This is a genomic window from Gracilinema caldarium, from assembly GCF_029265695.1.
GTDB lineage: Bacteria > Spirochaetota > Spirochaetia > Treponematales > Breznakiellaceae > Gracilinema > Gracilinema caldarium_A.
Map to the genome: position 1 here is coordinate 1 of NZ_JAJUHW010000004.1, position 23,254 is coordinate 23,254.

The 23,254-nt window shown below is 52.5% G+C and carries 19 protein-coding genes; 16 read left to right on the forward strand and 3 right to left on the reverse strand.

Annotation, left to right across the window (positions count from 1 at the left end):
- On the reverse strand, positions 1-181 hold a 181-nt coding region (locus Q7P68_RS02205; protein WP_304222259.1), incomplete at its 3' end, for a hypothetical protein.
- Positions 182-345: 164 nt separating this feature from the next.
- On the opposite strand from Q7P68_RS02205, the gene Q7P68_RS02210 reads away from it, so the two are divergent.
- Entirely contained in the window at positions 346-2,979 is a 2,634-nt protein-coding gene (locus tag Q7P68_RS02210; RefSeq protein WP_304222261.1) for an ATP-binding protein, read from the forward strand.
- Between the two features lie 17 nt (positions 2,980-2,996).
- Here Q7P68_RS02210 and Q7P68_RS02215 read toward each other — a convergent pair whose 3' ends face one another.
- Positions 2,997-4,760 (reverse strand): PAS domain S-box protein, encoded by a 1,764-nt coding sequence (locus Q7P68_RS02215; RefSeq protein ID WP_304222263.1) that lies wholly within the window; start codon positions 4,758-4,760, stop codon positions 2,997-2,999.
- A 148-nt stretch (positions 4,761-4,908) separates the two neighbouring features.
- On the opposite strand from Q7P68_RS02215, the gene Q7P68_RS02220 reads away from it, so the two are divergent.
- From Q7P68_RS02220 to Q7P68_RS02255, 8 genes are all read left to right on the forward strand, one after another.
- Positions 4,909-7,152 (forward strand): MFS transporter, encoded by a 2,244-nt coding sequence (locus Q7P68_RS02220; RefSeq protein ID WP_304222265.1) that lies wholly within the window; start codon positions 4,909-4,911, stop codon positions 7,150-7,152.
- Positions 7,153-7,237: 85 nt separating this feature from the next.
- Positions 7,238-8,710, forward strand: a complete 1,473-nt coding sequence (locus Q7P68_RS02225; RefSeq protein WP_304222268.1) for an SH3 domain-containing protein — start codon at positions 7,238-7,240, stop codon at positions 8,708-8,710.
- A gap of 3 nt (positions 8,711-8,713) precedes the next feature.
- Positions 8,714-10,735 carry an ABC-F family ATP-binding cassette domain-containing protein gene (locus Q7P68_RS02230; protein WP_304222271.1) on the forward strand — a complete coding sequence of 674 codons (2,022 nt, stop codon included), beginning with the start codon at positions 8,714-8,716 and terminating at the stop codon, positions 10,733-10,735.
- A 19-nt stretch (positions 10,736-10,754) separates the two neighbouring features.
- A complete protein-coding gene (galE, locus tag Q7P68_RS02235) occupies positions 10,755-11,732 on the forward strand; it encodes a UDP-glucose 4-epimerase GalE (RefSeq protein ID WP_304222274.1) in 978 nt (325 codons plus the stop codon).
- A 23-nt stretch (positions 11,733-11,755) separates the two neighbouring features.
- Positions 11,756-12,982, forward strand: coding sequence for a M20 family metallo-hydrolase (locus Q7P68_RS02240; RefSeq protein WP_304222275.1), 1,227 nt, complete (start codon positions 11,756-11,758; stop codon positions 12,980-12,982).
- A 25-nt stretch (positions 12,983-13,007) separates the two neighbouring features.
- Positions 13,008-14,015, forward strand: a complete 1,008-nt coding sequence (locus Q7P68_RS02245) for a hypothetical protein (protein ID WP_304222277.1) — start codon at positions 13,008-13,010, stop codon at positions 14,013-14,015.
- A gap of 95 nt (positions 14,016-14,110) precedes the next feature.
- On the forward strand, positions 14,111-14,839 hold the full coding sequence (gene ribA / locus Q7P68_RS02250) for a GTP cyclohydrolase II (RefSeq protein WP_304222280.1): 729 nt from the start codon (positions 14,111-14,113) through the stop codon (positions 14,837-14,839).
- Positions 14,836-15,900: a KamA family radical SAM protein gene (locus tag Q7P68_RS02255; RefSeq protein ID WP_304222283.1), complete on the forward strand. Its 1,065-nt coding sequence runs from the start codon at positions 14,836-14,838 to the stop codon at positions 15,898-15,900. The genes ribA and Q7P68_RS02255 overlap by 4 nt, the downstream gene beginning before the upstream one ends.
- 19 nt (positions 15,901-15,919) lie before the next feature.
- Here the strand turns inward: Q7P68_RS02255 and Q7P68_RS02260 are convergent, their stop codons facing one another.
- A complete protein-coding gene (locus Q7P68_RS02260) occupies positions 15,920-16,468 on the reverse strand; it encodes an adenylyltransferase/cytidyltransferase family protein (RefSeq protein WP_304222285.1) in 549 nt (182 codons plus the stop codon).
- Between the two features lie 116 nt (positions 16,469-16,584).
- Here Q7P68_RS02260 and Q7P68_RS02265 point away from each other — a divergent pair, with 116 nt between their 5' ends.
- From Q7P68_RS02265 to Q7P68_RS02295, 7 genes are all read left to right on the forward strand, one after another.
- Positions 16,585-17,700, forward strand: coding sequence for a BMP family lipoprotein (locus Q7P68_RS02265; protein ID WP_304222287.1), 1,116 nt, complete (start codon positions 16,585-16,587; stop codon positions 17,698-17,700).
- A gap of 160 nt (positions 17,701-17,860) precedes the next feature.
- The gene (locus Q7P68_RS02270; RefSeq protein WP_304222289.1) at positions 17,861-19,399 is read left to right on the forward strand and encodes an ABC transporter ATP-binding protein; all 1,539 of its coding nucleotides are present in this window, start codon (positions 17,861-17,863) and stop codon (positions 19,397-19,399) included.
- Positions 19,392-20,519, forward strand: coding sequence for an ABC transporter permease (locus Q7P68_RS02275; protein WP_304222291.1), 1,128 nt, complete (start codon positions 19,392-19,394; stop codon positions 20,517-20,519). Before Q7P68_RS02270 ends, Q7P68_RS02275 begins: the two co-directional genes overlap by 8 nt.
- On the forward strand, positions 20,516-21,418 hold the full coding sequence (locus Q7P68_RS02280) for an ABC transporter permease (RefSeq protein WP_304222294.1): 903 nt from the start codon (positions 20,516-20,518) through the stop codon (positions 21,416-21,418). The genes Q7P68_RS02275 and Q7P68_RS02280 overlap by 4 nt, the downstream gene beginning before the upstream one ends.
- A 26-nt stretch (positions 21,419-21,444) precedes the next feature.
- Positions 21,445-22,179: a purine-nucleoside phosphorylase gene (gene deoD, locus Q7P68_RS02285; RefSeq protein WP_304222296.1), complete on the forward strand. Its 735-nt coding sequence runs from the start codon at positions 21,445-21,447 to the stop codon at positions 22,177-22,179.
- Positions 22,176-22,823, forward strand: coding sequence for an NAD(P)H-dependent oxidoreductase (locus Q7P68_RS02290; RefSeq protein WP_304222299.1), 648 nt, complete (start codon positions 22,176-22,178; stop codon positions 22,821-22,823). The genes deoD and Q7P68_RS02290 overlap by 4 nt, the downstream gene beginning before the upstream one ends.
- A complete protein-coding gene (locus Q7P68_RS02295; RefSeq protein WP_304222301.1) occupies positions 22,820-23,224 on the forward strand; it encodes a Fur family transcriptional regulator in 405 nt (134 codons plus the stop codon). The genes Q7P68_RS02290 and Q7P68_RS02295 overlap by 4 nt, the downstream gene beginning before the upstream one ends.
- Positions 23,225-23,254: the final 30 nt, after the last annotated feature.

The following is a 23,254-nucleotide window of genomic DNA, read 5'->3' on the forward strand; positions in this document are numbered from 1 at the left end:
CAGGACTGACTGACGTAATGGCAAGATTTACCACTGCCCTGGACAAATTGGTTTCTTCTTCGATATTTATGGGGCTGGAAAGCTGGTCAAAGGGGGATGAACAGGATATAAGCATCAGCACGGAGCCGATTGTTGCGATTGCTGCGAGTACAAAAAGACGGAAGAACGAAGCTGGTTTCATAAGTGGCCTCCTCTATTCGGTTGTATAAACAGCATGCCCCCGGTTTTTATTATTGCCTACCAGGAAAAATGTCACAGGCCCTAAGTATTTTTTCCCAGGGAACCAGTCTTGGCTAAAATCTTAAAAAATCCAAAGTATCCACAAATCTATGGTACTATAGCAATATGATTGACCTGCTGCATTATCGAAGGGGGCGAATATTTTTTACTGCCCTTTTTATACTGACCGCAGTTTTCGAAACAAGTGCTGCTCAGGTAGATGTTATCCCGCTTCAAGACCGCTGGCTATTTAGTTTTCAGGACAGAAATCCTATGACCGTTTTGGTTCCGAGCAATTGGATCTTGTACGGCAAAGCCATTCCTGCCCTTGGCTATGGCCGCTACGAGAGGCTCCTTACTTTGCCGCCCCCTGAAGCTCGGCCGCCCCTCATGCTCCGCATCGGGGAAATTGGAACAGCCTGTGAAGTCTATATTGATGACAAATTAATCGGAGGGCAGGGGACTTACAGTCCCGATCCGGCAGCCCATGTGCCTATGGTGGCTCCCTTGTATCTCGAAATCCCTCCAAACCTGCCCGACCAGGTTAAGCTGACCATTAAAGTATCCAACTATGAGGATACCAACGGCGGGGGCATATGGGGGCCCATACAGCTCGGCAGCAAAGATGAGCTTTTAGGCCGCCGTGACCGGGCTTTAATTCGGGACGCGGCTATGGCGGGGATCTTTTTTATCGTGTTCCTCTTTTATCTTATCCTCTACCTGTACCGCAGAAAAAATCAGGCCCTGCTGCTCTTTGCCTTGATATGCCTTGCCTTTGTTTTTAGACAGCTCGTTACGGGAGAAAAAATCCTTCTACTCCTCTTCCCAAAACTTTCTTGGAATCTATTGGTTCGTATCGAATACCTGAGCCTGTATGTGCTGGCACCGCTGTATATCCGGTTCTTTTCAGTCCTCTTTGGTCCCTACCGCTGGCCCAAACCTATTACCCTGGGGCTTACAGCTATAGGACTTGGTTCGAACCTCGCTGTCTTGTTCTTACCTGTACCATGGTTTATTGGCACCCTCATCGGAATACAAATCTATTGGCTCCTTCTCTTTGCCCTTACCTTGGCGGTGCTGGAGGGGGCTCGCAGATCCGGCGCAGAGGATGCGGGGCTGTTCCTCCTCAGTTTCAGCATCTTTGTCCTTGGGGGTCTCAATGACCTCTTGCTCACCCGGCTTTTTCTGCCGACCGTATCGCTTATCACCCTTGCCCAGCTTCTGTTTATCCTCTTTCAGTCCCTGGCGCTGGCCCGGCGTTTTGCCCGGGAATACCGGCGGACTAAAAACCTGGAAGAACTGAACAGCCATCTCCAAAAGCTAGATGAAGAGCGGTCCCGGTTTTTTGCCGCCGCAAGCCATGAACTGCGCACCCCGGTAAGCCTTATCATCACCCCGATAGATGGGATCCAAAAAGGTCTCTATGGCGAAGAGCTCCGGTATGATGCACCGGTTTTTGCCCTTATTCGCAGGAACTGCGACCGGCTCAAACATTTGTCGGAACAGCTTTTGAATGTGCTTAAAATTGATACAGGGATGGTGAAGCCCCTTCTGCAGCCCGTAGACATGCAGGTCTATCTCCAAAAATATATGGCCCTCTTTTCTGCTGAAGCGGAGAAAAAAAAGCTCCGCTTCGAGCTCGAAGCCGCCGAAATGCCCTCTGTGGCCCATACCGATCCGGTGCTCCTTGAAACGGTGGTGCTCAACTTACTGTCTAACGGGATTAAATTTACCCCCCCAGAGGGGGAATTGCGTATTCGTATAATGCCGCCGGAGAATGGATTCATTACGTTTATAGTCCAGGATTCAGGCCCAGGCATCCCCGCAGAACAGCAGGCAATGCTTTTTACCCGCCATGCCGCCGCGTCCCGGGCCCAGGGACCGGGAGTAAGCAGTTTCGGTATTGGGCTCCCCCTCTCTGCAGAAATAGTAAACCTTCTCGGTGGTACCATACGGGTCGTAAGCGAAATGGGTAAGGGGACGAGTTTTTTGGTTTCCCTGCCCCAGTCGCAGAAATCCCAAGAGTGTCAGAAGGCCCAAAGTTCCCGAGAGATTGCCCCAGATAAACAGATACAGGGCGAAACAGACAGGAAATTTCATCAACAGACCGTCATTCTCCTGGTCGAAGACGATGAAGATACCAGGAACATGCTGAGTAATGTGCTTTCATCACGCTTTGCGGTTCACAGCGCTTCATCGGGGGCGGAGGCTCTAGAAAAAATACAGCATGGGCTTGAGCCTGACCTTATCATTTCGGACCTTATCATGTATCCCATGGATGGCCTTACCTTTCGAGAGCGGCTTCTTGCAGAACCTGGCTTTGCTGCTATTCCCTTTTTATTTATATCCGCTAACCAGGAACCGACGATCCGTGAACGAGCCCTTGGTACCGGTGCGGTGGACTTTATCCAGAAACCCTTTTATATTGATGAACTGGTGGCCAAAATTGGATCTCTCCGTTTGCTGATGGAACAAAAGCAGAAACGTATGGAAGAGCGGATTCTGCAGGCCCTTCGCAAGGGCGATTCTCTACCGCGAAAGGATCGGGGCTCCTGGCGAGAGCGTCTGGCGAACATAAAACCCACTGAACGGGATTGGGAAGTGGTGGAGTACCTGCTCCAGGGGTTAAGCGACAAAGAAATTGCAAGCCAGCTGGGCTGTTCTGCCCGCACCATTTCTAACCGGGTATCCTCTCTACTGAAACGGACGGGCCAGCCAAGCAGGGCCGCCCTTATTGCTTATTTAGGCGGGGCTGAGTAAGGGCTATAGAGTAAGGGCTATAATGGAAACTGAACAGTGCTTATGGTGCCGTGGTCATTCTGCATGGTAAAGCTTCCCTTAAGCTCTTCTGCAAGCATATTCACTAAGGTAAGGCCAAAGCCTGTGGACTTACTCATAAGGCTCTGGGCGTCAAAGCCTGGTCCGTCATCTTTAATAACAAGGCGAATCTGATCCTCTGTTTTTTCAAGGCTTATCCTGATAGTTCCCGTTGTTCGGTCCGCAAAAGCATACTTAAGGGTATTGGTTAACAGTTCGTTAGTTATGATTCCGATAATTCCCGCCCGCTTAATGTCCAATGGAATGTCGGAAATATTCATTTCCAGGGTTACAGCGCAATGAAAGGTGAATATTTCCAAAATAGAGTTCACCAGGTCCTCTAAGTAGTTCTTCATGGAAATTTCCCGGTATTCTCCTGATAGGAGGAGTTTTTCATAGAGACTCTGCATGCTTTCTGTGCGGGCGATAGCCTCCTCTAAGCCCTGGCGGACCTCGGCATTTGCTGTCTCGTTGGCCTGAAACTTTAAGAGGGCCATGAGATTCGCCATATTGTTTTTTACCCGGTGATGCACCTCCCGGAGAAGGATCTCCTTCTCGGCAAGCTGCTTTTTAAGGGCCTCTTCCGCCCGTTTTCTGTCCGTGTCGTCATGGACTATCGAGTGGAGCACCGCTTTGCCTCTCATTTCCAGCTTGCTGCTGTAGACCTCCACATCCCGGACCGAGCCGTCGGCCAGGCGGTGCTTAAACTGGAAATAGTTCCGTTTGTTTTCTACTGCTTTTGCCATTTCCTTTGCGACAGCTTCTGGAGACAGGGTGTTAATTTCCTGGATGTGCATAGAACAGAGCTGTTCCCGGCTCCAGCCGTAAAATTCTACCGCCACAAGGTTTGCGTCTAAAATGCGGCCATCCTCTGGATCAATGAGCAGTTTTACCGCCTTGTGCTGTTCAAAAACATGCCGGAACAGGGCTTCGCTTTCCCGCAGCGCCTCTTCTGAATGTTTGCGTTCCGAAATATCCATGATAAAAGCAGAGAAAGTTCCCCCATCCGGACCGGGGTTGTATCGCAGGTGTATTTCTACCGGGTAGGTGCTTCCGTCTTTGCGGCGATGCACTGTTTCAAAATGCAGTTCTTCCTGGCGGCCTTCGATAAGGGGGCGGATGAATTCCCGAAACTTTGCTTCTGTGTATTCTGGTTTTATGTCTATGGGGGTCATAGTTTTTAATTCATCAAAAGTATAGCCCAGATTTCGGATTGCCCCGTTGTTAACATACTCAAAATGTAAGTCCCGGCCATTAAAAATGTATATTTCATCCAGAGCCTTTTCCAGGTAGCCTAATAGTCTCTGCCGTTCTTTCTCCGTTTTTAGATGTTCCATTTTGGATGTAAAAAGTTTCAGGGCCATTTTGATGGACGCATCCAGGACTGTGATGCCTGAGTTTTTTACCACATAGCCGTAGCCGCTTATGTTTTCTGTTTTTTCAACTATTTCTCGTTCATTGTGGGATGAACAAAATAATACGGGCATATCCTTGATGGCAAGAATTTGCGCCGCCGCTTCGGTTCCATCGATGCCGGGCCCCAAATCTATATCCATCAAAATTAAATCCACTGGCAGCTTTTGTTCTGCCACCGTGGCTACCGCCTCTTCTCCTGTTTTTACATGATGGACCTCATAACCATAGCGTTCAAGCTGGTTTTTTCCCATAAGGGCAGTAATGGCGTCGTCTTCTACAAGGAGAATACTGGCCTTTATTTTGTCCATTTCTTTTCCTCCTTGCATTATAGGCATCTCTTTACACTATAATGGATTTAGAATTGTGCTTACAAGGGTTTTTATTATTTGATGTTATTTTAAAAGCCGGTCCCTGTTCTCTTGTAAATCCCTGGCTTAAACAGCTAGAATATACAGTATGACCGGCCAGCTTACGCCCTATCAACTGAAAAAGTTCCGTAAATTATACAATGTTTTTAATGGTTTTAACTCCTTTTCGTTTACTATCCTGTCGGGCAGTGTCATTACCCTCTATGCCCTGCGCCTTGGCGCCACGTCGACTGTTATCGGTGTCTTAAACGCCTTTGTTTTTACCGCCTTCTTTTTTATGCCCGTAGGGAAAATCCTGGTGCGCCGTTTGCCTATTGTGCAGGTTTTTGCAACCGCCTGGCTTACCCGGTACCTGGTCATGATACCCCTGGTCATTGCCCCCTTTTTTGACCGGGTCGGCAGGAATGACATAGCCCTGGGGCTCATGATGATCGGCGTTTTTGCCTTTCATGCAAGCCGCGGTGTTGGTATGATCGGCAATAACCCTGTTCTGAACGAAATGGCCGCAGGACCTGATCGGGGTGCCTATATGACCCATATTCAGGTTATTGCCAGTGCGGTTTCCATGTTTACCAGTCTCGGTATAGCCCTGCTTTTAGGCCGTAAGCCTCCCCTCATGATTTATGCCATCCTGATGTCTATCGGTATTATTTCAGGTGTTATCGGAAGCCTCATGCTGTACCGGATACCTGAACCACCAGCAGAAGAGGAAGGCAAACGGGAAGAATTTTTTGCGGTGGTCCGCCGGGCCCTGCGCCGCGCCCCCTTTCGTCGGTTTATCATCATTTTTTTAGCCCTCAGCCTTATATCATCTGTGTCCCGGGCCTTTATTGTGGTGTACAGCAGGAGCGTCTACCATCAGGGAGATGGCATGGTCTCTCTTTATTCCGTTTTTGGCAGTCTGGGGGCTCTAGCTATTGGACTGCTCACCCGCCTTCTTGTGGACCGGGTCGGTGCAAAACCGCTCTATATTACCTATACCTTCGCTGCCGTCATTGGCCTTTTGCCAGCCCTCTTGTCTCCCTTTGTAGGTTCAGTCCATCCTTGGGCAATACCGCTTTTTTTGGCCCTATTGTTTTTTGTGGTCAACTTTGCCTTTGCAGGCACCGAGGGTGTGGCCCAGACCTATTTTTTTGGGCTTATCCGTCCCACGGACATGCTCGACCTGGGGATCCTTTATTATATCGTGTATGGTATCGCCGGTGCGGCGGGTTCCTTTGCGGCAGGGCTTTTTTTGGACACCCTGGTTGATGCAGGAATAGCGCCGGTGCTCGCCTTTCGGATTCTTTTTGCGAGTCTTACCTTGTTATTACTAGTGGTGCTGTTCTGGCAGCGCAAACTGATCCGTCTCGGAGCGCTCCCCCTGCGGGGAGCCCTGGGGGTGATTTTTTCATTTAGGGACCTGCGGGCCCTGACGCTGCTTGAACGGCTCGAAAAATCCCGCAGTGTCCAGGAAGAACACGAAGTGCTGGAAGCCCTGCACGATATGCCCAGCACGGTAGCACTTACGGAGCTTTTGGACCGGCTCAGGTCGCCCCGGCTTTCTGTCCGTATCGAAGCCCTTCGGGCTATTGAGGCCCTGGAAACCCTGAATTCCGAGGCAGAGGATGCCCTTTTGGAGGATGTGCAGAACAACCCCTATACTACTGCCTATATTTCCTGCCGCATTCTTGGAAACCATGGCGTACGCCGAGCCATCCCGCTGCTGAGAACCCTTTTTACCGCCGAAGACTACATGCTGGTCGGAGAAGCTATGCTCGCCCTGGCCCGTCTTGGAGACACCGAATCCCGGGTCAAAATAGAGGAATACATCAAAACAACTAAAAACCCCCGCATCCGTATTATGGGGGCTTCAGCTTTAGAGACCTTTGGTTCCTCCGAATCAATCCAGGTTTTACTAGATCTGCTGCGGGAGGAAAATCCTCCCCCCTATCTTCGGGACGAGGTTGTTCTTTCCATTGCAGGTATTGTCGGTATTATGGAGCGTTTTTATCCTCTCCTTGTACAGTATAGGGAAGATCCTGCTCTGGCTAATGCCCTTGCTCAGGACGAAATAGAAGAAATCACTGAAAGTATAGCCAGCAGAAAACGCAGCAAATATACCCAAAAGATAAAGACCGCCATTAAGGAACTAAAAGAAGCGGCAGGCCGCTTTACCAACGCTTATGATGGACAGCCCCTTTCCCGTTGGATCCTCACCTATCTCGGTGATACAAAGGATATGGCGGTATATCTCTTTTCCCAGGCTATACTGGAAGATGACCTTGTTGCCCATGACCGCTTTCGTCTGCTAGTATGTACCTGGGCAGCAAACCGTTTGCTGAATAATTAATCGCGTCGGCGATATATAATCGGGAACGGCAAAAAATGAGCATATTTTAGTCGGCCCTCATAACAAGATAAAGGTAGTGATAAGTATGTATATTGTAAGCCGGGAAAAACCAAATTGGTTGTTTAGGGCCCTCTGCATGGTCACCCTCTTTTTATCTATCCTTGGCTCCTGTTCAAGGCTTACAGGATGGGGGGTCCTTTTGTGGAATGTGGAAAATCCGTCCATACCATCGGGCACCCTCGTCCCTGTCTATATAAAATCCAATATCGATTCAGTGTATGTCATTGGCATTCCGAAAGAATATCAATTAAAGCCCGAAAAAAAAGGCGATCCGATTATTGATAAGACAGAAGTGCCCCTCTGGCAGATACAGTTTTTCCCAAGCAAAACCAAGGCTTCCGCGTTTGCAAAGCAATTTGCCGCCTATGCCAGCCTTTATGCCGAAACCCTGCAGGATGGGCTCCCGGTCCGTGCCGAACCAGATAATGGAGCCCGCCGGGTGTACCGCCTCAGACAGGGACAGGTAATTAAAATTCTTGCCAAGGCCCAGGGAAACCCTGCCATGAGCGGCTCAACCCCCCTCCCCGGAGACTGGCTTCAGGTGCTTACCGACGACGGCACGGTAGGGTACTGCTTTTCCTACCGGCTGAGGATTTTCGAAATAGAAGCGGGAAAGGCCGTTGCGGTTGCCCAGGGAAATACCACCCAGCCGGCGGAAGATCCCGCACTGGAAACCGTGGTCAGCAAAACCTGGTACCCCGATTGGTATAAAGACATGGTCGATGCCCAGATGATAGATCTGGACAACTTTACAGACCAGTACGGCTTTTTCCCCAATCCGGACACCGGTGTTATACGCCTTTCCCTTCCCGATTTTGATAAAACCTACAGTTACAGTTCTATCACAAAAGTAGATACCCAAAGCTGGCGTTTCGAAGGCACTCCGCTCATTGTAACCCTCAGGAATGAAAACCTCTTGGCGCTCCAATACCAGCCTCTCACGGGCCAAGGCTCTGCAAACCAGACCGCTGCGGGGCAGACCGCCGCAAACCAGGCCTCTGCGGGACAGGCTGGGAGCCAGACCGGCGGGCTGCGGACTAGCCTATTTGTCACCCTTCCCCAGCCGGTAGGCGACCTCATTGCCCAGGAGCAGGAGCGGCGGCTTAAATTGCTCCAGACCATTTGCGAACAGGGACCGCGGTTCCACAGCGAGAACTATGGCCAGCTCGTTTTATCGGAGGATGGCACCTTTACCTGGGAAGGTTTTGACCTCCTTGTACCGCGGATTATTCCCATTACAGCCGGGACCTCTGGTACCGTAGCCCTGCGGCTCTTTATCCGGGAAAGTATCCGTACTACCTATGACGGCGCCCTGACACTCTACTTTAACCCTGCAAGCAGTGATGCAAAAGCTCCATTGGCGGTGAATTTCTTATACAAGATTGAGCCCCGGGGCCTGCGCCTGGAATATCTTCCCCCCGCTTCCCTTTCAGGCGTTTCGGTGCTTCAGCGCTCCCCATCGCCCATCATCCTATACTTCCCCGCGGCGGAGCAGTAAACCATGGCTTTTGTGCAATTTACCCGGGTCTCCCTTGCCTTTGGCGACCGGGATATCCTTAAGGATGTCTCCCTGAATCTGGCCGCAGGCAGCCGCGCCGCCCTGGCAGGAGCCAATGGGTCGGGGAAGTCTACCTTGATGAAGGTAATCGCCGGTCAGATACATCCGGATTCTGGAGAACGGGCTGTTCAGCGGGGCTGCCGCCTATCCTATCTCCCCCAGTCTGGCATTGTGCACTCAGTTAAAACCCTGCGGGAAGAGGCCGAGACTGCCTTTATTGGCATTCAGAAACTTATAGCACGCATGGACGAGCTCGGAGCCCAACTGGAGCAGTCTAAAAGTGATACCAAGCAAACCGCCCAGCTCCTTGAGGAACACCATCGCCTTCACGAAACGATAGAGAATTCCGGATACTACCAGCGATCCCAGCGGATTGCCATGGTGCTCACCGGTCTTGGTTTTTCCGAAACCGATCTGGATAGGCCTGTTGATGAATTTTCCGGGGGCTGGCAGATGCGTATCGCCCTGGCCAAGGTTTTGTTGGAGGCTCCAGACATTCTGCTTCTGGACGAACCGACCAACTATCTGGATATCGAAGCCCGCTCCTGGCTCGAATCCTGGCTCCAGGATTTTAAGGGCGGGTATCTCCTCGTGTCCCACGACCGCTATTTTCTTGATGTAACGGTGAACGAAGTATACGAGCTTTTTCAGGGCTCCCTGAAGCGTTATGCGGGCAACTATAGCAACTATGAACGGATTCGGAAGGTAGAACTGGAAGGCCTCCTTGCCCGCTACGAAGCCCAGCAGGAAGAGATTGCAAAAACTGAAGACTTTATCCGTCGGTTCAGGTACAACGCTTCCAAGGCCGCCATGGTGCAGGACCGGGTCAAACGGCTTGAAAAAATGGAGCGGATCGAGATACCCGAGTCGCTTAAAAAGATACACTTTTCTTTTCCGCCGCCGCCCCATTCCGGCCGGCTTGTGATGACCCTGCAAGGCCTGGGGAAAAAATATGGCAGCCGCCAGGCCCTGTACGGCGTCGATCTTGTGGTGGAGGCGGGAGAAAAACTCCTCGTGGTCGGCCGGAATGGGGCCGGTAAATCAACCCTGCTCCGTATCCTGGCCGGCATCGATTCCGATTACGAGGGCCAGCTGAGCCTCGGCTCCGGTGTTTCTGTAGGTTATTTCTCCCAGGATGTGGCGGAAACCATGACAGGTTCCCAGTCAGTATTGGAAACCCTGGAAGCCGAGGCTCCCCTGGAACTGATACCCAAACTGCGGGACATGCTCGGCGCCTTTCTTTTCCGGGGCGACGATGTGTACAAAGCCCTTTCGGTGCTTTCAGGGGGTGAAAAAAGCAGACTTGCCCTCCTGAGGCTGCTTTTGCATCCGGTTAACCTCCTTATTCTCGACGAACCGACCAACCACTTGGACCTCCACTCCAAGGATGTCCTTTTAGATGCCCTTAGGGCTTATCCGGGGACCGTCGTCTTTGTATCCCACGACCGGGCATTTATGGAGGCCCTTTCCACCAAAACACTGGAATTGAACCAGGGGCGGCCCCGGCTCTTTTACGGAAACTATGCCTATTACCTTGAGCGGCTTGCTGCGGAAGCGGAGGGCAAGACCGAAGCCCCGGCTTCTGGCCCAGGCTCTCGCTCTTCATCCCGACCCATCGCGGGTTTCGGTACTTCGCAGAGTGTCGCCACCGCGCAAATCGGGCAAGCCACACAGAGTGCGCAAGCTGCACGAAGTGCAGCAGTGTACCGTGAACTAGAAAAACAGCGCCAGGCCCAAATCCGGCGCCTTGAGCGGCAAGAGGCGGAGCTGCTTGCCAGCCTAGAAGAGGCGGAGACCAAAAAGGCCCGTTTAGAAGCGGACCTTGCCAGGCCCGAAGTCTATTCAGATGGTACAAAAGTACGGGATGTTCAAAGCCAGCTTAATGGTATACTACAAAAGATTGATGAACTTACAACCCAATGGGAACAGATTGCCCAGGAACTGGAGACAGTTCGACAGGCTTAGAAGTAGAGAGGAGTAGCACATGAAAATTCTGGTAATTGGCGGTGCCGGTTATATCGGCAGCCATGTATGTCGGGAATTTCTGGACCAGGGACACCAGGTTACGGTCTTAGACAATCTTTCCAGCGGCCTCGAGGAAAACCTATTCCCCGAAGAAACCTTCATTAAGGGTGATATTATGGATGCCCCGGCTCTGGAACGGGTTATGGCCCAAGGTTTCGACGCCCTCATCCATCTAGCGGCTTTTAAGGCCGCCGGAGAATCTATGCTCAAGCCGGAAAAATATTCGGTGAACAATATAAGCGGCACCATCAATATTCTGAACGCAGCCTGCGCGACAGGTATTAAATATGTGGTGTTCTCCTCCTCTGCCGCAACCTATGGAGAACCCAAATATCTTCCAATTGATGAAAACCATCCTACGGAACCGGAAAACTACTATGGCTTTACGAAGCTGGAAATCGAGCGGTTCCTCAAATGGTACGACAAGCTCAAGGGAATAAAATTTGCCGCCCTCCGGTACTTTAACGCTGCGGGCTACGATGTAAAAGGCCGCATTACCGGTCTTGAGCGGAACCCGGCCAACCTGCTCCCTGTGGTTATGGAAGCCGCCGCAGGAATGCGGAGCGAAGTACAAGTTTTCGGCAACGACTATGACACCATCGACGGTACGGGGGTGCGGGATTACATCCATGTCAACGACCTGGCAGTCGGCCATGTGGCAGCCCTGGATTACCTGGTAAAACATAACAAGAGCCTTACCGTGAACCTGGGAAGCGAAAGCGGTCTTTCGGTCCTCCAGATTATCGACGCGGCCCGAAAGATTACCGGCCGGCCCATTCCGGCAAAAATCGTTGGTCGCAGGCCTGGAGATCCGGCAAAACTAACCGCTTCGGCTCAGCTTGCCAAGGAACTTCTCGGCTGGACCGCCCGGTATTCCGATGTGGATACCCTGGTCCGCACCAGCTGGGAAGTTTACCGGAAAAAAGCTGGCCTCTAAAAATGAGATTATAAAGGAACCTAATGATGGATAAAATTTATTCCTATATCGAATCCAGCACCGATACCCTGATAGAACTGGAGACCGAGCTTTGCAAGCATCCGGCCATATCTCCCGATTCTGGCGGGGAAGGGGAGCTTGAAAAAGTAGAAGCCCTCCAAGCCTGGCTTATAGCCCACGGTATTACCCAGCTTGAACGGCACGATGCGCCGGATAGCCGCGCCAAGGGCGGGGTGAGACCCAACCTTATCGCGACCATTCCGGGGGCCAGCGATACCAAGCGGCTTTGGATCATGAGCCATACCGACGTGGTACCTCCGGGTGAGCTTTCCCTCTGGCAGAGCGACCCCTGGCAGGTTGTCGTTAAAGATGGCCGCCTCATTGGCCGCGGTGTGGAAGACAATCAGCAGGGGCTGACCTCTTCCGTGCTGGCAGCCTTGGCGTTGGTTCAACAGGGAATAAGGCCCCCCCATACGGTCAAGCTCCTTTTTGTGGCCGACGAGGAAATGGGAAGCGAATATGGCATCCAGTGGCTCTTAGCGAACCGAAACCTGTTCCGGAGCGATGATATGGTCGTTATCCCCGATGGGGGCGACGAAAGGGGCGAAACCATAGAGGTGGCCGAAAAGAACCTGCTCTGGCTTAAACTTAAGACCGCCGGCAAACAGTGTCATGGGTCCCGGCCAGACCAGGGAGCCAATGCACACCTGGCGGCCTGCGAACTAGCGGTGCGGCTCCACGATGAACTTCCCCGGCGTTTTGCCGCCAGGGACAGCCTCTTTGATCCGGACTATTCTACCTTTGAACCGACAAAGCACGAAGCCAATGTGCCCAATGTGAATACTATCCCCGGGGATGATGTCTTTTATATGGATATGCGGGTCCTGCCCCAATATCCACTCAAGGATGTCCTTGCCGAAGTAGAACGAATTATGAACGAAGTGGCCGCGAAGCGCCATGTCCAGATAAGCTACGAAATACTCCAGCGGGTAGAATCCAAAGCTACCAGTGCAGATGCACCCCTGGTACGCTTCCTATCCCAGGCGGTTAACCGGGTTTACGGTGTGGAGACCCGGCCTATCGGCATTGGCGGCGGAACCGTCGGCGCCTTTTTGCGGAACATTGGCATAGACTCGGTAGTCTGGGGCCGGCTCCATGAAAGTGCTCATCAACCTAATGAATACGCCCTCATCGAAAACATCATCGGGGATGCCAAGGTTATGGCCACCCTGATGATGGAAGAGCGGTAAATAATTAAAGGAAAGGAGGATGTCTATGAAACGAGTACTATTCAGTGTGTTGGCAGCGGTGGGACTGCTCGCCCAGGTAAACGCCGGTGAGCTTTCCATGAATTTCCTGGCCGCTTACTACATCCCCAACCTGGCCGGTTATCAGGCAAGCGGTTTTGCCCCCATAACCTACACGCCCCTGGAAGGCCAGGACGCGCCGGGTGCGCTCAGAACCCTGGGATCCACCTGGGGCGGCGCCGAAGCCAAGGTTGCCTTTTCCTACAGCGATTCCATGCCCTTCCTCACAGGCTCAGGGCTTATGAAGGATAACAACCTGAGCGGCAAGGCAACCTTGGAACTTTCTCCCGTTTCCATTAACGCTGTTGGCCAGGTCTCTCTAACGCCCATTGCATTCCTGGTGTTTACCGGCGGCGCCGCTCTCGGTACAGGCTGGACCGCGGGACCCTTCCAGGGGCTGGGCTTAAATCCTGCGGACAATAATGTATCCGGTATTGAACTTACCCCATTCGGCGGCCTTGTCTGGCGGGTCTGGGGTTCTGGAACCTTCCAGTTTGATCTTGCTGCCCTTATGCCAGGGAACTGGAACCATGTGGTGGTTCAGGCTGTTGGCAAGGTGGAGTACAAGGCCTATACCGGCGCAGCTGACGGAAAAGCCTGGCTTTACGAAGCCGATGGGGGGGAAAACTTTAACGGCGCCAAATTCTACGGTACCTATATTCTCGGCTATCAGATGCCTCTCAAAGTTAATTTCGTAGGCTTTATGGCGGAAAGTGAGGAATGGATCGGTGACGTTCGGGGTTACAGCACCATGGCTTCTGGCGGATGGGGATCGGATTTCCGGTTCTGGCAGCTTGGAAGCCTCACCAATTTCCAGCTTGGTAAAAATGACAGCCTCCTGATGCTCGTCCAGTTCAAAATGGCCCGGGATTATACCGATGCTACCACCCGGAACCGCTCCTTTGAGACCCGGGAATACGAAGCCCCCTACTGGTACTTTAACCGCATTGCCCTTTCCTATACCCACAAGTTTTAGTATATTAAGGTTCAGGCGAAGCTCTGTTGCTTTTGCTTGAACCTCCGGTTGAACCGCCAGGCCCAAGGCACAGCAGCAGGGTGAAGGAGTCAGCTATGGATGCAGTCAACCTGGATAAGCCCTGTGAAAAGGCGGTCAGCCGGGAAGAGCTCGAAAAAAAACTAACCGGGAAACCGGATTTTATACTGGAAGAACACTATTGCCGGGGCCGCAACACCTATTGCGAAGATGCGGGCCCCTGCTGTGTGGAACTCGTAGCCCACGCAGACCTGCCGACCCGTTTTGGCCATTTTACCCTTTATGGTTTTTACGACGCAAAAAACGACAAGGAGCATACCGCCATTGTCAAGGGAACTGTGGATGGCAAAGAGCGGGTTCCCCTCCGGGTCCATTCCCAGTGCCATACAGGAGACGTCCTCGGCAGCCTCCGCTGCGACTGCCGGGACCAGCTCGAAGCGGCCCTTTCTTACATTAACGGCCAGGAATTCGGCGCGGTCATCTATATGAAACAGGAAGGGCGGGGTATAGGGCTCCTGAACAAAATAAAGGCCTACCAACTCCAGGACCTGGGCCTTGATACGGTGGAAGCGAACCTGTATCTTGGCTACCCCGACGAAGGCCGGGAATATTCGGTGGCCGCTAAAATCATTGAACTCTTGGGCATCAAGTCGGTGGCCCTCATGACCAACAATCCCGACAAAATACAGAAACTGAAGAGGGAAGGGGTGCTGGTGGTGGACCGGATACCCATTGTTATTCCACCGAACCCCTATGACGAAGAATACCTTAAAACCAAACGGGAACGGATGAATCACCTTATATGAAGCTTCTCACCCGTATCAACGATCTTCCTCCGGAACTGGCCGCGACGGTCACCGCGGAAGAAACGGCCTTTGTGGAGAGTCTTAAAGCTAAAGGAATACTTCCCTTTGCGGTGACTCCCTTTTATGCAAACCTGGCCTGTGCCGCTGGTATTGCCCCCGAAATCCGCAGGCAGTTTTTCCCAAGCCCTGAAGAAGACCGCATTTTGCCCTATGAGCTCGATGATCCCCTGGGCGAAGCGCGTTACCGTGTCGCTCCCCGGCTTGTACACCAATACCATGACCGGGTGCTGCTTTTAGCTAACGGCACCTGCGCCGGCTATTGCCGCCACTGTTTTCGCCGGTCCTGGACATCGACCCTGCAGGGTTTTATTACCGACGAGGAACTAAAACCCATACAGGCCTATCTGGTTTCTCATCCGGAAGTACGGGAAGTCCTGGTTTCCGGGGGAGACCCCCTCATGGGCAGTGATGAGAAACTGGAACGACTCTTTATTGCCCTCCGGGCCGCAAGGCCCGGCATTTTGCTCCGTATGGGAAGCCGTATGCCCATTATGGCGCCGGAACGAATCTCAGGCGGCTTGGTAAGGCTGTTCCGCGCTTATCGGCCCCTAAGACTGATACTCCATATCAATCATCCCCAAGAACTGGCCCAGGATGTCCGCGCTGCCCTGGGCCGCCTGATCGAATCGGGTATCCCTGTCCATACGCAAACAGTGCTGCTGCGGGGTGTGAACGATTCGGGCCAGGTGCTGGCAGAGCTGTTCCGGGAACTGCTTAATCTTGGGGCCACTCCCTATTATCTTTTCCAGGGAGATCTAGCCCCGGGAACCAGCCATTTCAGGGTAAACCTTGAGCGGGCTTTGTTCATCTATAAGGAACTCACCAATCTTATTTCCGGCTTGGGACTTCCGGTTTTTGCGGTGGATCTACCCGGCGGCGGGGGCAAGGTACACCTGCATCCGGGGATTATTGAAGGCGAAGAAACCGATGCAGCAGGTCAAACTTGGTATTTGCTGCGGAGCAGAAGCGGCGAACCTTGGCGCTATCCAAAAGAACTATAAGGTGAGCCTCTTTCAAATATCAGAACGTCCTCACCGTATCGCCGTATTTTTCTAAATCCGCAAGTACAATCGGATCAAGGAAATGAGAATAGGCTTCCCGGTTTGCCCGAATGTCGGTGGCAGAAATCGGAACCCGGATACGTTCCCGGTCTACCACCCGGTGATCGCAGTGCAATACCTTGGCTGCCCAGTCCCCATAGGCTTCGCTTGAAAAAAACACATCAATTTTTCTGCCCGCCATAAATGACCGGAGAAATTCTTCGTGTATTTTGCGGATTTCTGGGCTGTTGCCAGAAATTTCCGGGGCATCCGGGGCTTCCAAAACTTCTGCCTGAGGATATAGTGTTCTGATCCAGCCTGCTCTCACCTCTAAGGGAATGGGGGTTACGCTTTTCGCTTGGTAAACCACCACAATAAGGTGTTCGGTTTCCGCAAGGGCTGTTTCTATAAGATGCTGATGACCCCGGTGCAGGGGAGCGAATTTGCCAACCGTCAGTCCCGTTTTATACATGGTGCTCCATTCTATACCGCCCGCCCGCTTATGGTCTAGGAGCCGTCCCAGCCGCATGCAAAGGGTACAGCAAAAGTTTCGCAACAGTGTTCGTTAACCCAGCACGCACTCTGCCTTGACCTTTCAAGGAAAGCTTACTATTGTTACAGTACTTCAATCAGGAGGAAACCAGAATGAAGAAATTTTCAATCGTTGCTCTCGTAGCCGTAGCCGCCGTAACTTTTTTCGGCTGCAATGCCAAGAAAGCTGCTCCCGCTGCTAGCGCGGAAAAGCCTGCGGTTACCGTTCGTCTCTTGACCGATGCTACCGGCATCGATGACAAGTCTTTTAATGCCGCTGCATGGCGGGGTATCCTTGAATTTTACGGCGATACCTGGGAAAACCAAACCCAGAAGGGTAAGGCCTACGATGTGGTTACCGCCCAAACCCAGGACCTCTATATCCCCAACCTCAAGCAAGCTTCGGACGAAAAGTATGACCTTATCGTCGTGACCGGCTTTACCTGGGCCGATGCGCTTGGTGAAGTTGCTCCCAAATATCCCGATCAAAAATACATGATTGTCGATGTTGACTGGGTTAACGCTCCCAATGTTATGCAGGTTACCTTCTCCGAGCATGAAGGTTCCTACCTGGTCGGTGTTGCCGCAGCCCTCAAAGCTAAGGCCGATGGTATTAAGAATCCCAAGTTCGGCTTTATCGGCGGTATTCCTGGCCCGGTTATTACCAAGTTCGAAGTTGGCTATGTCCAGGGTATCAAGTCGGTGTTGCCCGACGCCCAGATTGTGGACTATTATGCCAATGACTGGGGTAAGCCCGAACTGGCAAAAGCCCAGGCAAAGAACTGGTATGATTCCGGTGTGTATGCCATCTTCTCCGCCGCCGGCGGTACCGGAAACGGCACCATTGCACAGGCTAAAGAATATCGCTCTCAGGGAAAGAATGTATGGGCCATTGGTGTAGACTCTGACCAGTATGAAGACGGCCTCTATGCGGAAGGCAAGTCCGCAGTTCTTACCTCCATGCTCAAGCGGGTCGAGACCGCCACCAAGTACGGCCTCGAAGCTGTTAAGAGCGGCGCCTTCAAGGGCAGCGTGGTTGTCCTGGATACCAAGGCTGGCGGTGTGGGTTTCTCCACCAAGAATCCCGACCTCGGTGCGGATATTGTAAGCCAGGTCGAAGCTGTCAGGGCAAAGATTGTAGCCGGCGAAGTCAAGGTTGCCGCTACCTATGCGGATGCTAAAAAGCTTCCTGGCTTCCCCACCAATCTGCAGGCCAAGGACTCTCAATAAGCATGAGCCAATAGGCATGGGTTGATGCTGCAGGGACGGATCTGCAGCGTCCCGAGGGCCGGCGTTTTACTGGTTGTACCCAATGCCGGGTGCGTCCGGTAAGACGCCGGCTTTTTGCTTTTTTAAGCATTTCACGGTATAGTGGTGGATGAGGTCCCATATGGAAAACTTTGCAATAGAAATGACCGATATCACCAAGATTTTCCCCGGGGTTATCGCCAATGACCATGTTCATTTTCAGGTCGCCCAGGGAGAAATCCATGCCCTCCTGGGTGAAAATGGTGCGGGCAAATCTACCCTCATGTCCATTCTTTTTGGCCTGTATGAGGCGGACAGCGGGCATATCAAAATACGGGGTAAGGAGGTCCGGATCCGCAACCCGAACGATGCCACGGCCCTAAAAATCGGTATGGTTCATCAACATTTTAAGCTGGTCCATAATTTTACCGTAACCGAAAACATAGTCCTGGGGCTGGAAAGCCGCAACCGGCTTGGCAACCTGGATGTCAGGCGGGCGGAAAAACGGGTGCAGGAACTTTCGGACCAGTACGGTCTTGCGGTCGATCCCCGCTCCCGTATAGAGTCTATTACGGTTGGCATGCAGCAAAGGGTAGAAATCCTAAAAATCCTGTACCGCGATGCAGACATTCTGATTTTTGACGAGCCCACCGCGGTGCTTACCCCCCAGGAAATCGACGAACTCATCGAAATTCTTAAGCGGCTCAAAGCCGAAGGGAAAACAATCGTATTCATCACCCATAAGCTCAAGGAAATAAAGGCCGCCGCCGACCGCTGTACAGTACTCAGGCGGGGGAAATACATCGGCACTGTAGATGTAAAAGAAACAAGCGAAACCCAGCTCGCCGAAATGATGGTAGGCCGAACGGTGAGCTTTAAGATTGATAAACAGCCGCCCCGTATAGGACAGGTGGTTCTTAAACTAGAAAACCTTACGGTCATGGGGCCGAAAGGTGTTCCCGCTGTTCGATCCTTGAACCTCGAAGTCCGTTCTGGCGAAATTGTTGGTATAGCCGGCGTAGACGGAAACGGCCAGTCGGAGCTGGTGGCAGCCATTGCGGGGTTGCTGCCGGTTAAATCAGGCCGGGTGCTCCTGAGAGGCAAGGATATCAGCCACAGCCGTATACGGGACCGGATAGAAAGCGGTGTCGGCCTTGTACCGGAGGACCGGCATAAACATGGCCTTGTACTCGATTTCCGTATTGATGAAAACCTCATTATTAAAAGTTTTCGCCGTGCCCCTTTTTCCAATCGGTGGGGCTTTCTGCAGTTTGATGCGATCCGCGAACATGCACAACGGCTCATCACCGAATTCGACATTCGAGCCGGAAGCGGTGCGGCTACCCCTGCCAAGTCCATGTCGGGGGGTAACCAGCAAAAGGCGGTGATAGCCAGAGAAATCGACCTGTCGCCGGAACTGCTCATCGTAGCCCAGCCAACCCGGGGGCTCGATGTTGGCGCCATAGAATATATCCACCGCCGTATTGTGGAAGAACGGGACAAGGGGCGGGCTATACTCCTTGTTTCCTTTGAACTGGACGAAGTATTAAATCTTTGCGATCGGATTGCGGCCCTCTCCAAGGGAGAAGTGGTCGGCATTGTCAATGCCGAAGATGCGGAGGAACGCTATATCGGCGCCATGATGGCAGGAGTCGCGATGGAAGGAGGCGCCCATGCGTAGCGCCAGAAAATCGAATATTGCTGATCGGATACTCGATGTTATCACCCGTTCGGAGGCCATGGTTTCTATCGTGGTCGTCCTTTTGGGATTTTTGGTTGGAACGTTCTTGGTCATGCTTGTAGGAAGGAATCCTTCGGGTATGTATTCGGCCATTACCCAAGTCCTTACTGGCTGGGATCTCGGCCGGGGAACCTGGAATGCCCGGTATATCGGTGAATGGCTTGTCATGTCCCTGCCCTTAATTCTCTGCGGGCTTTCGGTAGCCTTTGCGGGCCGCACCGGCCTCTTTAATATCGGCGCCGAAGGCCAATATGTTGCAGGCCTTACGGCAGCCCAATTTGTAGCCATTTTCGGTCCCCAAATTCCCTTCGTACACTGGATGCTGGCGATCCTGGCGGCCATAGCGATTGGAGCCCTCTGGGGAGGCATTGTGGGGATCCTTAAGGCAAAATACAGCGTGTCCGAAGTGGTGGCCACCATCATGCTGAACTATGTGGCCTATTTTACGTCCCGGGTCCTCACCATGATGATCCCTGGGGCAAATACTTACCGGACTCCGACCTATCCCCAGACTGCCCGGCTTGCAAGCCCCCTGCTGGAACAGCTCACCAACGGGTCCCGTCTGAACTACGGTTTTTACCTTGCCCTTATTTCGATTATTTTCTTTTGGATCGTAATCGGAAAAACACGGCTTGGTTTTTCACTTCGCGCCACGGGCCTCAATAAAGAAGCTGCCCGCTATGCGGGCATCAATGTAAATGCCAGCATTACCACCGCCATGGCCATATCAGGGGCCTTTGCGGGTCTTGCCGGTGCGGTAGTTGCCCTGGGTTCCTTTACTTATGGCCGGGTACTCGGCGGGCTCGACGGCTACGGCTTTGACGGTATCGCGGTTGCCCTGGTTGGCAACAGCACCGCCTGGGGGACCGCCCTGTCGGGACTCCTTTTTGGCATGCTCAAGTCTGCCCAGCCCCTCATGCAGTCCCGGCAGATTCCCAAAGAAATTACCGCCATTATTATGGGTCTTGTGGTCGTCTTTATTTCTTTACGGGCGGGCTTCAGGATGCTCATGGAATGGCGTATGAAAGAACAGGCTCGGAAAGGAAGGGTAATCGAATGAATGTACTGATACAAATGCTTCCATCTATATTGATGATTGTTTCCCCCATCCTGATCGCAGCGGTGGGCGGGCTTATCAGCGAACGATCCGGCGTTGCAAACATTGCCCTGGAAGGCCTCATGGGTATCGGGGCTTTTGCAGCCGCCACAACCCATGTGCTTTTAGAGCAGAGTTTCCCGCTTTCAATCCCCCTTGCCCTGGTCCTCGCAACGCTTGCCGGAGCCCTTTTTTCGGTTATTCACGCCTTTGCATCCATTACCCTCAGGGCGGATCAAATCGTATCCGGCACGGGTATAAACCTTCTTTCTACGGGAATTACGGTCTTCCTGTGCCAGATAATTTTCAGACAGGAACGGACCGAACCTTTTAGGCTCGGCATGCTGCCGGGCTGGGGCGGAATATATCCCACCGCCTGGATTGCCCTGGCAGTGCTCCTTCTTGCCTGGTATATGCTGTACAAGCGGCCCTTCGGCTTGCGGCTCCGGGCCTGCGGCGAGCATCCCCAGGCGGCCGCCTCGGCGGGCATCAATGTGGAAGCTACTCGCTATATTGCGGTCATCTTGTCTGGAGCCTTGGCGGGCCTTGCGGGAGGCAGTCTTGTGCTGACCCAGACAATTCAATATACGGTCTATACCATTAATGGGGCGGGCTTTATTGCCCTCGCCGCGGTTTCTTTTGGACGCTGGCTTCCCAAAGGGGTGCTGGGATCTTCCCTTCTTTTTGGCACCTCCGTAGCCCTGGCAATTTACATGGTTAATATCCCCTCGCTGCGCTTTTTGCCCAGCGAATTTTTCAGTGTCATGCCCTATCTCATTACTCTGATAACCCTGGTTATTTTTAGCGGCAAGGAATATGCACCCCGGGCTGTCGGTCAGCCCTATGATAAGGGCCGGAGCTAAAGGAGAACTAGTTTATGGAGCACCATATGCACATTTACGCACCAGATCGGGGGACCCCCCACAACAGCGCCCTGCCGGGACAGATTGCACCTACGGTACTGATGCCGGGTGATCCGCTGCGGGCCCAATATGTGGCCCAGACGTATCTGTCCGATGTGGTGCAGTTCAATCAGGTCCGGGGCATGTTGGGCTTTACGGGCACCTATAAGGGAAAGCGCATTTCGGTCATGGGGTCCGGCATGGGAGGCCCTTCCATGGGTATCTATTCCTATGAGCTCTTTTCCCACTACGGTGTGGAGCGGATAATCCGTATTGGAACCTGCGGCGGCCTTACCCCTGACGTGGAAGTGGGAGACCTGGTATTCGCCCAGTCGGCCTCTACGGATTCAAATTACGCTGCCCAATATAATCTGGGCGGCACCTTTGCCCCCTGTGCAGATTACGGACTCCTGGAAACGGCGGTGGCCGCCGCCCGTCGTCTCAACATTCCATTCTGGGTAGGAAACATACTTTCTTCGGATATTTTTTCCCTCTACAATGCCCAGGGAGAAGAGGGCTGGAAAAAATGGGCCCGCATGGGCTGTGCCGCGACCGACATGGAATGCTATGCCCTGTACTGCAATGCGGCATATTTGCACAAAAAGGCGCTGACGATTCTCACCTGTTCCGATTCCAATGTGAGCCACAAGGAAATGTCGAGCCAGGAACGGCAGACGAGCCTGCATAACATGTTTCAAGTTGCCCTGGAATTTGCCCAATGACAGTAACCAACATACCCCATGAAGCGCAGGCCGTGCTTTCAGCAATGGAGCGGCGCTATGCATGCAAGCGATTTGACCCAGAAAAGAAGATTCCCGAACAGGATCTACTCCTCATTCTAGAGGCGGGCCGGCTTGCACCGTCTTCCTTTGGTCTTGAGCATTGGCAATTTTTTGTGTCCCGCAGCCAGAAGACCCTGGATCGTTTTTACGACGCCTGCTTTGCCCAGGAAAACATCAGAACCGCCGCAGCCCTTATAAGCATCGCCGTCAGAACTGCATCATCCTTTCACCCCGAATCGGACTTTGTTCGATCCCGTTCAGAACGTTTCCCTGGAGGCTATAGGGTTTTTGTTGATGAATACCGAGGTTATTGGGATTTTCTTGTGAAAAGCGGCTCCATAGAATCCTGGGCCCGTGCCCAGGGCTATATTGCAGCCACGTATATGATGACTATGGCAGCCAGCCTTGGGATTGACTCCTGCGCCATAGAGGGTTATAACGAAGAAGCTGTACTTTCAATCCTAGAGCTTCCGCGAAGTGACTGGCGTATTTCGCTGTTATTGCCCTTGGGGTATCGGGATGAACCGGTGCGGGAAAAAATCCGCATACCTCTGAATAATCTTGTTACGGAGAAAGACTTATGACCAGATTTAAGCGGTCTCGTCAGCGGGATCGTATTATGTCGCTCCTCTGCAGCACAAAAAGCCATCCAACCGCAGCATGGATCTATGAGACCTTGAAACCTGAAATGCCTGATTTGAGTTTAGGCACCGTATATCGGAATCTCAAAATACTTGCGTTCCAAGGTAAACTGCAGGTACTCCATTCGGGCAGCGGTTTTGACCGTTTTGATGGGGATACAAGGCCCCACTATCACCTGCTCTGTACCCGCTGCGGCGCTGTGGAAGATGTGGATCTGCCGGTTCAGACCGAACTGGAACACAAGGCGAAAGCCCTGCTTGGTCAGCGTATAAGCGGACACCGGCTCGATTTTTTTGGTCTCTGTGTTTCCTGTGCATCCGAACAGTCTCATGGCAAGCATTGATATAACGGGCTTGCTTGATTAAAGTTCACT